16 protein-coding genes are annotated in these 13,211 nt (G+C 67.4%); 10 read left to right on the forward strand and 6 right to left on the reverse strand.

Annotated features, from left to right (window positions below; all coding sequences use genetic code 11):
- Window positions 1-26 precede the first annotated feature (26 nt).
- Window positions 27-452, reverse strand: a complete 426-nt coding sequence (locus AB0O36_RS32010) for a hypothetical protein (protein ID WP_365116262.1) — start codon at window positions 450-452, stop codon at window positions 27-29.
- A 571-nt stretch (window positions 453-1,023) separates the two neighbouring features.
- On the opposite strand from AB0O36_RS32010, the gene AB0O36_RS32015 reads away from it, so the two are divergent.
- The 5 genes from AB0O36_RS32015 (at window position 1,024) to AB0O36_RS32035 (ending at window position 5,933) form a co-directional block, all read left to right on the forward strand.
- Window positions 1,024-1,485, forward strand: a complete 462-nt coding sequence (locus AB0O36_RS32015; protein WP_365116264.1) for a hypothetical protein — start codon at window positions 1,024-1,026, stop codon at window positions 1,483-1,485.
- Between the two features lie 626 nt (window positions 1,486-2,111).
- Window positions 2,112-3,164 carry a hypothetical protein gene (locus AB0O36_RS32020; protein WP_365116267.1) on the forward strand — a complete coding sequence of 351 codons (1,053 nt, stop codon included), beginning with the start codon at window positions 2,112-2,114 and terminating at the stop codon, window positions 3,162-3,164.
- A gap of 117 nt (window positions 3,165-3,281) precedes the next feature.
- Window positions 3,282-3,800, forward strand: coding sequence for a hypothetical protein (locus AB0O36_RS32025; RefSeq protein WP_365116269.1), 519 nt, complete (start codon window positions 3,282-3,284; stop codon window positions 3,798-3,800).
- Between the two features lie 576 nt (window positions 3,801-4,376).
- Window positions 4,377-5,129, forward strand: a complete 753-nt coding sequence (locus AB0O36_RS32030) for an HNH endonuclease family protein (protein WP_365116271.1) — start codon at window positions 4,377-4,379, stop codon at window positions 5,127-5,129.
- A 363-nt stretch (window positions 5,130-5,492) separates the two neighbouring features.
- Window positions 5,493-5,933: a hypothetical protein gene (locus tag AB0O36_RS32035; RefSeq protein ID WP_365116274.1), complete on the forward strand. Its 441-nt coding sequence runs from the start codon at window positions 5,493-5,495 to the stop codon at window positions 5,931-5,933.
- A 450-nt stretch (window positions 5,934-6,383) separates the two neighbouring features.
- Here AB0O36_RS32035 and AB0O36_RS32040 read toward each other — a convergent pair whose 3' ends face one another.
- From AB0O36_RS32040 to AB0O36_RS32050, 3 genes are read right to left on the reverse strand one after another with little or no spacing between them, the layout of a single operon-like run.
- Window positions 6,384-6,683, reverse strand: a complete 300-nt coding sequence (locus tag AB0O36_RS32040) for a hypothetical protein (RefSeq protein ID WP_365116276.1) — start codon at window positions 6,681-6,683, stop codon at window positions 6,384-6,386.
- Complete coding sequence (locus AB0O36_RS32045) at window positions 6,680-6,823, reverse strand: hypothetical protein (protein ID WP_365116278.1); 144 nt, start codon at window positions 6,821-6,823, stop codon at window positions 6,680-6,682. The genes AB0O36_RS32040 and AB0O36_RS32045 overlap by 4 nt, the downstream gene beginning before the upstream one ends.
- Window positions 6,824-6,873: 50 nt before the next feature.
- The gene (locus AB0O36_RS32050) at window positions 6,874-7,161 is read right to left on the reverse strand and encodes a hypothetical protein (RefSeq protein ID WP_365116280.1); all 288 of its coding nucleotides are present in this window, start codon (window positions 7,159-7,161) and stop codon (window positions 6,874-6,876) included.
- A gap of 278 nt (window positions 7,162-7,439) precedes the next feature.
- On the opposite strand from AB0O36_RS32050, the gene AB0O36_RS32055 reads away from it, so the two are divergent.
- A complete protein-coding gene (locus AB0O36_RS32055; protein ID WP_365116282.1) occupies window positions 7,440-9,416 on the forward strand; it encodes a hypothetical protein in 1,977 nt (658 codons plus the stop codon).
- A gap of 66 nt (window positions 9,417-9,482) precedes the next feature.
- Here AB0O36_RS32055 and AB0O36_RS32060 read toward each other — a convergent pair whose 3' ends face one another.
- The gene (locus AB0O36_RS32060) at window positions 9,483-10,148 is read right to left on the reverse strand and encodes a hypothetical protein (RefSeq protein ID WP_362452790.1); all 666 of its coding nucleotides are present in this window, start codon (window positions 10,146-10,148) and stop codon (window positions 9,483-9,485) included.
- A gap of 278 nt (window positions 10,149-10,426) precedes the next feature.
- Between AB0O36_RS32060 and AB0O36_RS32065 the strand changes: the two genes are divergently transcribed.
- Window positions 10,427-11,638 carry a hypothetical protein gene (locus AB0O36_RS32065; protein ID WP_365116284.1) on the forward strand — a complete coding sequence of 404 codons (1,212 nt, stop codon included), beginning with the start codon at window positions 10,427-10,429 and terminating at the stop codon, window positions 11,636-11,638.
- A gap of 25 nt (window positions 11,639-11,663) precedes the next feature.
- Window positions 11,664-12,227 carry a TIGR03086 family metal-binding protein gene (locus tag AB0O36_RS32070; RefSeq protein WP_365116287.1) on the forward strand — a complete coding sequence of 188 codons (564 nt, stop codon included), beginning with the start codon at window positions 11,664-11,666 and terminating at the stop codon, window positions 12,225-12,227.
- On the opposite strand, the gene AB0O36_RS32075 is transcribed toward AB0O36_RS32070, so the two are convergent.
- The gene (locus AB0O36_RS32075) at window positions 12,185-12,634 is read right to left on the reverse strand and encodes a Tn3 family transposase (protein ID WP_365116362.1); all 450 of its coding nucleotides are present in this window, start codon (window positions 12,632-12,634) and stop codon (window positions 12,185-12,187) included. The genes AB0O36_RS32070 and AB0O36_RS32075 overlap by 43 nt on opposite strands.
- On the opposite strand from AB0O36_RS32075, the gene AB0O36_RS32080 reads away from it, so the two are divergent.
- Together AB0O36_RS32080 and AB0O36_RS32085 are read left to right on the forward strand one after the other, a co-directional pair.
- Window positions 12,524-12,766 (forward strand): hypothetical protein, encoded by a 243-nt coding sequence (locus AB0O36_RS32080; RefSeq protein WP_365116373.1) that lies wholly within the window; start codon window positions 12,524-12,526, stop codon window positions 12,764-12,766. The two genes, AB0O36_RS32075 and AB0O36_RS32080, sit on opposite strands and share 111 nt — an antisense overlap.
- Window positions 12,767-12,931: 165 nt before the next feature.
- Window positions 12,932-13,120 carry a hypothetical protein gene (locus AB0O36_RS32085; RefSeq protein WP_365116289.1) on the forward strand — a complete coding sequence of 63 codons (189 nt, stop codon included), beginning with the start codon at window positions 12,932-12,934 and terminating at the stop codon, window positions 13,118-13,120.
- The last annotated feature ends 91 nt before the right edge of the window (window positions 13,121-13,211 follow it).

The raw sequence follows: 13,211 nt of genomic DNA on the forward strand, positions 1-13,211 counted from the left end.
GGCGCAGGAGGGAGCAGCGGACAGAGTCAGGAGCGCCCGTGCTCGCGGTTGAGCTCGTGGTAGCCGCGGAAGTCGAAGAACCGCAGGCCGTCGATCACCGCTCCAGACAGGATTTCCGGCAAGGTCCAAGGGTGGGGGGTGTAGTCGTCTGTTGCCACGCCTCCATGCTCAAGCAGCAGCGCGATCATTCGGTGAACCTCTGCGGTGCCGTCGATCCGCCCGGAGATGTCGATCTGCACCGCCCAAGTGGGGTGATGTCCGACGGCCGCTTCGAGGATCGCCACATCCTCGGGATCCCAATCGGAGAAGAGGTAGCCGGTCTGCTCATCGTCGATGTCGATGTAGAGGTTGCCGTCCAGAGTCCATGGATTGAGCTGCTCGGGCAGATGCCGATTGAGCGAGGCGACGGTCGCAGCTTGCTCACCTGCGGGAAACACGAAGACAGTTCGCATGGGTTGGAGCGTAGGCAGTTCAGCTTCGTGGCGACCATGGATTTCAGGGACGGTGCTGGTCCGTAGACGTAGTGGTGGTGCGGATGGCGACGTCGGCGAAGGTCGGCATGCCGAGATCGACTGTGGAGGGTCGGCGGGCTGCTTCGGCATCGAGCTGGTCCAGCTTGCCTGCGCGCCGGTGAGGCTGGCCTGGAGGCCCTCGACTTTCGCCCAGCCATCCTTCCCGCTCCGCCTCAGAGCGCGTTGCTCTACCGATCACGGTGAGTGCCAGTTCGAGTGGGTCCGATCGGCCCGGTGAACTCTTCAAAGCGCGCATAGCAGCGGGGGCTCTTGCTCATCTCGGAGGTGCTGAAGTCTGGACCGCAGACCCACGGAACCCCGCGGGTTCCGTGCCTCCCTCGCTGGGGGGAGAAGCACACCGTGCCGTGGGTGGATGCCTCGTGTGCGGCCGTCTCGGCAGAGTGATGACATGAGTCGACGAACCGGATTCAGTACGCGGTACCTCGGCCCCCCGCCAGCCGTCACGTGGGCAGCAATCGCGGGAGCCGCCGGAGCCCTTCCCTATGTGGCGATGAAGCTCTACTGGTCATGGGGTGGCACAGCCGGCAAGCCGATGGGGATGAGTCTCGCCGACGAATTCGCCAAGAACGGAGCTCCCCAGGTTCTTGTGTGGCTGGAGAGGCACGGTATCGACTTCACCGCCGTCGGCATCGTTCTGGGAATCACGTTACTTGGCGCCCTCACCCGGCCATGGGGCCAGACCGTCCCTCGCTGGGTACCCGGTCTCCGCGGGCGGAGGATCCCGAGATGGCTGCTGCTCGCGCCCGGCTGGGCCTCAGCGGTGGCCCTCGCGCCCTACGGGAGCCTCGGTCTGGCGGTCATGGTGACCGGCGGCCTCTCCCATGCGAACACCGCCGGCTTCTCCCCAGTGGTGTTCGTCATCGGCTTCCTCAACTTCTTCTCCATCGGAGTGTCCCTCGGCGTGTGCTCCCTCTCCTATCAGCGCCGGACCAAGCCTGTCTCGTTCGGGTGATCGCCGGGTAGTCGGCACCAGACCCCAGGCTCAGCCGCGGAGGAGGTCATGGTGCGCTCCTTGGTGGTCGGCCCATTCCGGCGGCTTGGGTTGTCGGACCAACATCAGGGCCTGATCCGGACATTTTTCATCTCCGGAGAGTCCAGTCTGGCTATCGACTGATGCATTGTCAGTTCAATCCTTAAGAATTTAACTGGCAGGCGGCCCCCGCCGGTGGAGTGCCAGTACGTGAGGCATCAAAGGCATGCAAGCGGAATTGATACGGAATGCAGGCGCTCGCGTGTGAGCTGCCGCGAACTCCTCGACTTTCTCTGCGAGATTCCATGCCGATACGGGGGTCTTGACATCTCGCGCCTTGGATTTGGAGGGTATTGGTCCGGTGCAACCCGCTACTGTCGCCGGCGCGTACACGGAACGAGTGAAGGAGCTCTGTGAAGCGACATCCCCGGCGGATTGCGTTACGCCTCGCCGCTGCACTCACTACTGCTGTTGCAGTCACCGCTGGTTTGACGGGGGCGGCTCCCGCGCAAACCGCGCCCGACACGGCCATCTCCGCACCGGCACGTGTCCTCCCTGTCCCGGAGCAGACGGGGAGCCAGCCCGCGGCTAAGCCCGGAGCGAGCGGAATGCAGGCCATGAGCCTTGCGGAGTGCGTCGACCCGGTGGCCGACGGTAACAGCAGCTGCATCGAGATCGGCAGCCGCGACGCAGTCCCCGCCTCCGCTCTGAACCGAGACAATCGGGCCATGGCTCCGGTCAATCCTCCCACCTGGTGCGACAAGGCCCATAATCAGGTTTGGGGCACTCGGACGCAGGCGTGCATCTGGAGTACCGTCACGTACACGACGAGGCGAACACACAATGGGAAGACGACCATTACCGGCCAGGCGGAATTGACGGTAATGCAGTACAACTACACTGTGACGGACATGGGCCGGTATGCACATCAGATCGATGTGTCCATGTACAAGGGTTGGGGCGACGCCACCAAGGCGTCCATCGACGGGCAGGGCACACTCCAGGGGCCCTGCAAGCGAGAGAGCGCCAAGTTCCCGAAGCAGAAGATCGCGCCGGTGAACAGCTGGCATATCGGAGAGTCTTTCTGGGACACCACCGCAACACGCGCCGGCAGCAAGGGAACCTGCACGACCTACTGGTACCTGACCTTCACCAACCCGCCCTACACTCCGGGCGTCACCAGCGTGTCCATGAACCAGGTCCGCTGTGACAATGCCACCGCCGGGCGGCCGGTTGTAGGTTGTGTAATCCCGTGGTTCGCCGAGGAACTGGCCTACTCCCGTGCCAAGGCCCCGACGCTGGCCGACCACGTCACCAAGGCCCAAAAGTCTGGTCTGCCGCGGACCCTCACACGCACAGAGAATCAGGCAATCATCGACAGCAACCGCACGAAGGCATGCGGAAACGCACCGAGCATCCGTGGCAAGAGCTGCGATGAGTACCCCATAGCCACGTCCCACCAGGGCCTTCACGCCGGAGGGAAGCAGCGAACACATCAAGGGTGCGGCTTCACCGGCATACCATCGCGCTCCGGCCCCACCGGAGCCAGCGTCTGCATGATCGCCGGGGGTGACAACAACTATCAGGGCGGGACCAACACTCAGTTCTTCCGCCGCTGGCGGGTCCTGGAAAAAGATCCGTTCACCGTCGCGGTGAAGTAAGTGGTCGGTGGGTGTTGCGGCGCCTCGCCGCAGCACCCACTGGCACACGGGTCTCGCCGGTGGCTACCGTTCCTTACCACGGCGACACTGCGCCGCCTTGGATCAGGGAGCAGCAACATGCCTTTAGCCCGGGTATTCGTCAACGAGGGATCCTTCGGCATCCTCGATGCCGGCGAGGTGCCTATCGAGACAGCTGACTGGTCCAACGACCTCGTTGCCCGCATGGACCGGGGCGCACTGGTGCTCACCGGCATCAACACCGGCAACGTGAGCGTGCAAGTGGCGACCCTCGAGGCACCAGCAGAGGAACACGCCTCGGCTGCCTGGGAACAATGCGCGCAAGTGCTGCTCTGGGCTCCCACCGGCCAGCTCAGGATCGAATCACTCGTGAACGGCCCCCACCCCGACCTGCCACTGCTCAGCACCGCGGGCCCCGGCTGGTACGAGACCGAGATCAGGGCATATGGGCGGGAGCTTGAACGCGACGGGTCCAACCTCCACTCCATCGAGCAGTACCTGATCACCATCTGGCCAGCACACGACGCTCCGCCTCCGCCATCCACCTCAATCGAGCAGGCCGATGATGGGGGCCAACTGCTGCGCGACCGACTCCTGCGGGGCGGTTCTGGAGCGTAGTGTTCTAGAAAACTTCGGCCTGCCGGGCGCCCTGGGGAGGGGGAAGCGGCCGAAGGCCGAACGTGCCCTCCGCACGTCCTCCGGGGCCCTTCTCCTCGCCTCGGACCGGTCGACTGGCCTGCTACGAACTGGACGAACCGACTGGGGCAGCGGCCCGAGGAGCATCTCAGACCATCGAGTACCTGCGACGCTGCCATCGCGGTGCCCTGCCCCAACGCGACAAGCCCGCCACGCGCCCAACACCATCCCGCACCTGTCCAACCGAACACGCTCTGCTCTGCGCCGGCAGACGCTGTCGGCCAGCCCCAGGGCGGCACAACGCGGCGGCCATCCCGCACATCGGACGGCCCGGGCCCCGCGTCCCACACGGCCCAGAGCGGGAAAGAGAGTGCGGCTGGGACACCCTTGCCGGCGTCCCAGCCATCTCCGGTAGGGAAACGGATCGGGATCCGGCCGGCGCCGATCCCGAGCCGGGGCCTTACCTGGCCCCGTAGTCCGCGCGCGTATCGCAGTGGCATAGCCGGGGTAGGGTTCGCCCGGGCCAAGCATGTCTGATCGTCCTGGGGTGGGGTATCGGTGGGCCAGAAGAACACAGCGCGCGCCATGACAGCAGCCGTTGCCGTTCTGCTCGCACTGACCGGGTGCGGCACGGCCCCGCACCGCGCTCCCAACGCCTCCGGCGCCACGTCCTATGAGGCGTCTCTTTCCACACCGGGCAGCCCGACCGCGACGGTTCCCGTCGAAGACGCCAAGGCCCTGCAGCCGGCGGTCCAGGTACTGCCTGGTCTGTCCACCCCTGAGGCCGCCCGGATCCAGCTGACAACCCTGAACGTCGCGCCCCAGAAGCCGATGACCGGCTACACCCGCACCAAGTTCACCCATTGGACTGGGCATGGCGAATCGTGCGACACCCGCGAGATAGTCCTGCAGCGCACCGGCGCCGACGTCCAGCGGGATGCCGAGTGCAGGGCTGTGGCCGGTACCTGGACCTCCCCCTACGACGGTGTGGTGGTGACCGACGCTGCGGAGCTGGACATCGACCACGTGGTGCCGCTGGCCAATGCCTGGCGTTCCGGAGCCGATGTCTGGACGGCGGCGCGGCGCAAGGACTTCGCCAACGACCTGGACCGTCCGCAGCTGCTGCCGGTCAGCGCTGCCACCAACCGAGGCAAGGGCGACCAGGGGCCGGAGGACTGGCAGCCCCCGGCCAGGGTGTACTGGTGCACCTACGCAACGGCCTGGACCAACGTCAAAGCCCATTACAGGCTGTCCGTTACCGAAGCGGAGAAGAACAAGCTCGAGCAGATGCTCGGCACATGCACGACGTGAAGTCCTGTCGAGCCCGCAGGAACCGGTGAAGGACTGAAGTTGGCTGCAGCGGGGCTGTAGTGGCGTTCGCCGGTGAACCGGGAGCCCGCACGGGTGGCCGCGGTCGGCGGCGTGGAGCAGCTCAGTGGCTGCCTTCGCCGGCCTGGCGGTCGAGGAGGCTGCCGCCGAGGCAGCCCAAGCCGTGACCTCCGATGCGCCTGGATCCAGCGCGGCTGGCGACCGCCGGACGGCCTGTCCGAATAGCACCGCTGGCTCGCCGAGTGCTCCGGTGCTCCGCATACAGCCGTCCCCACCCGTTGGTCGAGGACGGTGGACTGACGGGCAGTCATTGATCTTCGGCTGCTGCCGGGGCACGATGCAGGAATGACGGACGAGCGCTGCGATCACGGACTGATAGTCGGCCAGTGCGGTCACTGCAAGCCGGTGCCGCACGGGCTTACCGCCAACGTCTGGACCACCCGCGGCGGCTCCGTCTTCCATCGGACGGTCGCCTGCGAAGCCCTCGCCGACGGCCAAAACCGGGCCGCACGCTTCGGCCGGGACGTTCACCAGCCCACCCGTACCGCGCTCGCCGACGCCATGGCCCAGGGCCGCGGCGCCTGCATCCCCTGCTTCCCCGCTTACAGGCCGTCCCGCACTGCCAAGCCCTGCCTGGTCCGTGAGAACGGCCGGTGGCTGCCCGGTCTGCTTACCGAGTGGCGGCGCGGCGGGGACGGCCGGTGGAGCGGCGTGGTCTCGTACGCCGCCGACGGCGACCAGGTCACCGTCCTCAAGGACCAGGACGACTTACGCCCCGCCCCGTGAACCGCCAGCCGCCAGTACCTCCCACCGGCCGTCCCAGAAGCCGGTCCGGGGCAGTCCCCTCAACCGTTCAAAGACTCCTCGTCTGGTCGCAGGCCCCTGGAACGATGGAGGCGTCGTTGCCAGCAGGGTTGCCGGAGTGTCCCCCCCCATACATGTGCGTGCCCGCCTCCACGCGGTGGAGGCGGGCACGCACATGTCATCGCGGTTCAGTCAGTAGGTGGGGATGGGGAGAGGTGCGGTGCCGAGGTTGGGGATGGCCCATCGCTGGGCGCCGGTGGTGTCGCAGTCCCATCCCTGTCCGCGAAGGGCCTGACCACCGGCGAGGTCCAGGCCCACCTGGCGGAGGTCTATGGCGCCGAGGTGTCCCGTCAGACGATCTCGCTCCCAACCGGCCGCTGTCCGGGCTTCCCTTCTCGGAGCCCGATCGGCTGTGATCTCCCGCCTCCTGGCCTAGGACGAAAGACCGGGGCGGTACGGTCCACGGGCCGAGGTGTGGGACAGTTCGGCGCCGCGTAGCGGCTCCAGCGTGGACTTCACGCTGACGTCCACCCCCACGACCTCGCCGACCTCACGGGCCATGACCGGTCCGGCGGCCTGCCGCACGGCGGCGATGATGCGCTGGTAGTCCGGCGGGAGCGAATCCTCCTCCGCGCCCGGTTCGCGGTGCGGGATCAGCACTACCGCCCGGCCACCCACTTGCCCGGGCACCGGACGGGCTGAGGAACGTTCCTCGACGAGCTGCTCGGTCATCCGTTCAAGGACCCCTTCGGCGACAGCGAGTTCGTCCGTTCGGCCCGCACTTCCGCCAGCTGTTTGGCCAGCTGGTCTTCGAGTTCGTCCAGTTCCGCACGCCCCGCGGTGATCCGTTCCAGCAGTTCGGGATCCAGCATGCACCGGATCGTAGAGGGCCGACGATCCTCAGCGGGGAAGAACCGGACGCTCAGCTCCCTGCTTGTGCTTCCGAGCGCTTGTTCAAGAACTGCTTCGCTACTTCGACTGCTTCCCTGCTGAGTTCTTCGAAGGAGACTCCCCAGCTCTCCTCCCAGCCGTCCAGGTTGTGTGCGCAGTGGACCTGTGGATCCAGCTCTTCGGGGTTGCCGAGGTCCTCGGCAATGTCTGCCCAGATGAGGTGGGTGCTGGCGGCGGCATGCAGGCCCTCACGGCGCAGGAGGCGTGAGGGGCAGATGCCGCACGCGGGGTGGTCGGGGTCGGTGACGAAGGGGTCCACGGTCGCAGCTTTCCACAACTCCCCCGCAGGGTTCTTACGCGTGCGCGTACAACCGTGGTGTGGATCACGTCCGTTAGCGGCGGATAGAGACGAACCGCCCAGGTTGGGCGCGTTGCTGATGGGTCGTCTACCCGCGTAGGAAGGGGGGCGGCGCGACACACCAGCGATGTCCTGCCTCCGGGGTGCGGGGGTGGGGCCAGAAGGGACATGTCTTGTTTGGCACGTCCAAATCCAGAGGGAAAAACGTTCTTTCCCGGGTGGCTTTAGGCACGGCGGCGATGCTGCTGTTCAGTGCCGGCGGGGTGGCCGAGGCCGCCGAGGCCCCGGCCGCGGCGGCGAAGCCCGACCCCAATGCGGCACCGCCCAAGGTGCACGGGCCGGAGAAGTCGACGTGGGCCGCCACGGCGGGCGCGCGTCCTGCCTCGGGCAAGACTCCCAAGGCTGCGCCGCTGTCGCGGAACGCGGCGCCTGGCGGGTTCCAGCGGGTGACCTCGCAAAAGGTGCAGCTCACGAACACGGTGACCGACCCCGACGGGGATCAGGTCAACCTCACGTTCGAGGTGTGGACGGCGGATGCTGCCGGGAAGCCGGTCACCAAGGTCAAGCTGAACGACTCCACGTATGGGGTAATCGTCTCCCCGTATGTGGCATCGGGGGGCACGGCGAAGGTTGATGTTCCGGCGGGCAAGCTGGCGCTGAACACGAACTATGTGTTCCGCACCAATGCCTACGACGGCTCGCTGTACGAGACGGTGTGGTCTCCGTGGGCAAAGTTCCGTGTGGAGCTGCCCGTGGATCTCACCCTGCCGACACCGAACTATGCGAGCCCGAACCCGAACCACTTCGACGCGCAGCAGCCGCACTACTACCAGACGAAGCCTCTCGGCCAGCCGGGTACGCCGCTGTCGGCGCGGGCCACGGCCGCGGCGAAGGATGCGGTGGAGCAGTGCAGTGAGCCGGATGAGACCGGCCGTCAGGTGTGCTTCGGGAAGTCGACTCCCGCGCCCAAGGGCAAGGCGCCCCACGCGTCCGCGAAGGCGGGTGTGGCTGCGGCGACGGCCGGGGTGGAGTGGTGCAACACCGACTTTGAATCGATCCTCGCGACGCGGTTCATTGAGTGCGATGTGCGGTCGGTGCCGGTGATCATCAGCATGGACGGTGTGCCGCAGGCTGTGGCGAAGTTCATGTTCCTGCGGATGATCGAGCTTGACGGACAGAACACGTTCACCGAGCACCTGACGATCGAGCCCGCGCAGCAGATCCCGCCCGCGTTCCGTGAGATCAACTTTGTGGGCTGGAACCACCTGTGTGAGAACTTCTGTACTCCGCAGGAGCAGCCGGTGACGGCGTGGAAGGGTAAGCCGTGGTGGGTGCCGGGTGAGATGCACTCGGCGACGCTGACGACGCCGTACACGTGGGATACGTCGCTGGCCGGTACGGACTACCGGTTCAAGCCGGACATTCAGATCGACGCGAACATTCTCCCCGCCGATGGGAAGATCCGCCCGTTCAAGACCGGCTACCAGTGGTCGCTTGACTACGACGGCGGCACCGAGGATCTCGACCGTATCCGCTGCGACACCCCTGCCGCGGACGCTCCGGCCGGGTCCGTTCCGGGCTGCGTGTTCGTGAATGTCGCTCCGACGTACACGTTCAACGCGAAGGCGTTCCCGCAGGCCGCCGCGCACGCGTGGCTGATCCAGAGGGCCACGCCGAAGCACCCGGGTTCGATGACGGATCAAAAGCCCCTGTACTACATGGGCGACGAGGCGCAGAACAACCGTTCCCGTGGGCGGATCTGCCCCACCGGGTGGGCCACGAACAACGGTGACGCCTCCGCCCTGGTCGACGCGGGCGACACCCTGAACTGTGACGAGTTCGCGTTTGCCTCGTCGTACAACAGCGGCGGCATGTCGTCCACCGAGGGCGGCATCAACCCGGCGATCCCGCCGGGGAAGACCACCCCCAGCGGGGATGCGTGCATTTCGATGTACGCGAAGAAGCACGGCAGCATGATCCACCTGTTCTCGCAGAACGGGGCTGACCCCACGTTCAACGAGGTGTGTGGCCGGGCGGCGATTTCGGGCATGCACAACCAGGAATCCATGGGCGGCCACTTCGCGAACTTCATGAAGCAGATGCGCATCAAGGACAAGGATGCGTACTGGCTGGATACGCGGATCGATGACGGCGGCACCTGCACGTACGGTGTCGGCGGCGGTCAGCCGGTGATCTGCCAGCTCGCTGCGCAGTAACACCCGGCACAACAGCGAGCGGCCCCCACCCGGTTCTGGGTGGGGGCCGCTTCTGTGTGCGCGGGGTCAGGACATCAGGAGGTGGACGGCGGGGAGGTCACCGGCCATCACGGCGGCCTGGTCAATAACGACGTCGGTGTACTTGCCGACGGCGGTGAACACCAGCTCTGGCAGGCGCGGCCCGTGCTCCTCGTGGTAGGCCACCACCTCGGCCTCACTGGCATCGGGGATCGAGGGGAACACGGCGCCCTCGGCGGTCAGCGCCAGGTCGAGGAAGCCGCCCCGGCCGGTGGCGGTGCCGAACTCGGCCCGGTAGGCGCGCCCGTCACCGGGGGCGTGGATGAGCGCGGCGGGGGGGCTGTACCGGTTGACGGTCAGGCACAGGATCTCTTCATCCGGGCAGGGGGTCATGGACTTGACCTTGCCTTGGTAGCCGCCTGCCCAGGTGGCCATGTGGTCGTTCTCCAGCACGTACGTCCAATCCCCGCACGTGCCGTACATGGCGTAGCTGAACTGTGCGGTGGGCGGCGCGTCGGGGAGGGGCCGGGTGCGCAGCTCGGACAGGGGAACGCGCTCGCTCAGCTCGTCGAGGTCAGCGCCGAGGTTGATGAGGAACTCGTCCTGATCGACACCTCGGGCGAGGGTGAGGGAGATCCCGGCGTACATGCCACGGGTACCGGGCGGGGTGGGGGTGGTCTGCTGTGCGCCTATCCACGCGATGCCGTCGCTCATGGCGGTCACACTATCGGGCCGGTCTGACAGGGGCAGGGCGGGGAACAGAGTGCCGGCGTCGCCTACCTCAAGAACTGGCGGATCCTCACCAAGCTCCGCACCGACCCCGCCCGCGCCACCCAGCTCCTGCGAGCCCTGCTTGTTCTGACGAACCTCGAAGTCAACCGCTGACGGATGATCTTCGCCGTGGGCTCCCGCCCACGACCAGCATGAGCGCCCTGAGGATCGGCCTCACCAGCCCTTTGACCTGCGACTTCAAGTTGGCGGAGGCTCAGTGCATGTCCACTGACACCCCGAGCCCGGCGGATCCACTGCTGATCGATCACGCGTTCCGGCACGGGTTCACCGTGACCGCGAAGATGCTGGAGGTCTGGAGGAGCCGTCGGCTGCTGCCGGGCAACATCTCCGGCGGAGGCCTGGGCCGCGGCAAGGGCAGCACCTCCCGGCCGGCGCCGGAGAGCTTCGCCTTGGTCCTCGGCCTCGCCCGTCACGGCGGCCGCGGCAAGCGTCCCCACGATGTGGCACTGCTCCTGTTCGGCGAGGGGCTCCCGGTACCGGAGCAGACCGTACGGGCCGCCTTCAGCGCGGCCGTGGACAGCCTGACCGTCCGCGGCGACGACGAACCAGACGCCGACCCGGAGGATCGGCTCGACGCCTTCGCCGACCACATCGCGGAGACCGGCTCGACCGTCACCCTGGTGCCCGCCCGGGCCCGGCGGATCGACGAAGGCATCGCCCGCCTCGTCCGCGCCGCCGGACACACCTGGCCCCCGGCCGAGCTCGCTGCCCTCGACGCGAACCCCAGCACGACCACGACCACACCCAAGGACGCCGCGCTGGCCGCGGCCGCCGCCGCCATCAACGGAACGATGTCCCTGGAGGACATCGGCGGCCTGCTGCGCGCGATGAACCCCACTGCCACGGCCAACCCGATCGCGTCCCTCGTCGAGACCACCCGCAAGGAAGTCCCCGCGTTCGCCGACGTGATCCTCACCGACGACAACCAGCTGGCCCTCGGCCCCGTACGGGACGCCCGCGACCATCTGCGCGACCTGGCCGCCACGGCCCCCCTTCAGGACCTCGCGCAGGCCTGGAAGACCGCCGAGGACGTACGACGGTGGGCCCTGGACCTCTGCGGCCGGGTCGAGGAGGAACTCGCCGCCGGTCAGTTGGGCGAGGCGGCGGTGGAGTGGATGAACGGCCGCTACGCGATGGCCGGCCTGGCCGTGTTCAGCACGCTGAAGGAGCGCGACCGGCCACCCACCCAGCATGCCCTCGACACCCTGGTCCTCCTCTACCAGCTCGGGGAGTATCGGCGACTCGACCGCCTCGTGCCCGGCTGCCAGTGGCACCTCCTCGCCACCGAGGGGCTGATGCCGCCGCCCACCGCGAGCTTCTCCAGGACCTCATCAATCGGAACGCCGGGCTACCCCACACGGCGGCAACAGCACTGGCCCGGGCCGCATGGAACGCCCTGCATCCGCTCATAGCGACGCCCACCTTGGAGGAAGCGCAATGAACCACGTCTTCGCGCGTTACCAGCGCGTACTCGCAGGCGTCAGCGACGTCGTCGATCGAGTGCCGGCCCACCGCTGGACCAGCGCCTCTCCCTGCCCAGGATGGACTGGCTTACACGTCCTGGGACACATCATCGACGGCCAGCAGCAGATCGCCCTTCTGCTGTCGGGCCAGGGACCGCGTGAGCCACTTCGGGATCCGGCCGAGGCGGTCATCGGGCAACCGCTCACTGCATGGACCGCCACTTGCCAGTCCATGCTGGATCTGCTGAGCACCACCGACCCGAACAGCTGCGTTGCCTCACATCACGGCAAAGTGACGGCCGAGTGGGTGCTGGCCACGGCCGTCATCGAACCGCTCGTACACGCCTGGGACCTCGCGCAGGCGGCGGGTTTCGAAACGCTCCTTGATGGCGAGGCCGTCGAGGCATGCCTGACCGCCATTGCTCCCATGGCGGAGCAATTCGCCGCTACCGGAATGTACGCACCCGCTCTGACCGCTTCGGCGCAGGCCACGCCTCAGCAGCAGCTTCTGGCTCTTCTGGGGCGGGAAGCCGCGTGACCTTCGGAGCGGCTCGCGTTCGCGTGTCCTGCGCTCGATGTGCAGGCTTCAGCCGCACGAACCTGCGGGAGCGGTGAACGTACGGGGCCTTGGGACGACTGCGACAAGAGCGCAGCCAGTCCGCGCAGGTCCTCGTTTGTGAGCTTCGATGCCCAGGTCGATTCGCCGAGGACCTGCTGGAGCAGCAGGGTGGATGTCTCGGCGTGCTCCTTGTCCGGGCCGGTCAGGGCGCCGTCCTTGCCATCGTGGGGGACGGTGTTCGCGCTGTTCCAGTTCTCCACGACCTGGAGGCCACCGTGGATCTCGCGGCGGAGGCAGGGGCTGGCGAGGTAGTCGCAGGCGAAGATCGAGCGTACGGCGCGGCCCAGTTCTACTACTTCGACGCAGCCCCCGGCCCCATTCAGCAGGCGCCGCTCGCGCTCCCGCAGACCCTCACCGTCCCACCCCCGGCCGGCCGCCGCCTCCGGCAGACCGGCCCTTCTGGATGGACCCGGCTCACGGCACACGCAGTGTGGGAGCTGACCATCTACCAGTCCTGATCACCAGGGCACGCAGACCGGCACCGTGCCGGGCAACGGCGAGTCCAGGCGGCGTCACCAGCCTGACGCCGGCAGGACCCGTCCGCTCGCAGCTGCCACGCCAACCTGCATGTCGTGCCACCGCGGCGAGCGTGACCCGCCGTCCGGGGCAGGGGTTGTTCCGGTATGGACACCTACTTGCTGGACGCGCTGCTTGATCCCGACGTGGAGGAGCCCCGCCGTCCCCTGCTGACCGAGGGCGAAGCCCGCGCCCTGATGGTTCTTCTGGTCCGGCTCGCTGACGACAGCGACGGGGAGATCCGCGACGCGGCCGGTGAGCTGCGGTTCCGGATCGGTTTCAGGCTGCCTGGCTGACACTGCCTGATGCCGCCTTCCGCGTCCTTACAGGCGCCCCGACTTAGGCGGCCGAGCCAGTCCCGGCACGCCCCGCACGCCGGCCCGGGCA

The sequence above is a fragment of the Streptomyces sp. NPDC089799 genome (assembly GCF_040684755.1).
GTDB lineage: Bacteria > Actinomycetota > Actinomycetes > Streptomycetales > Streptomycetaceae > Streptomyces.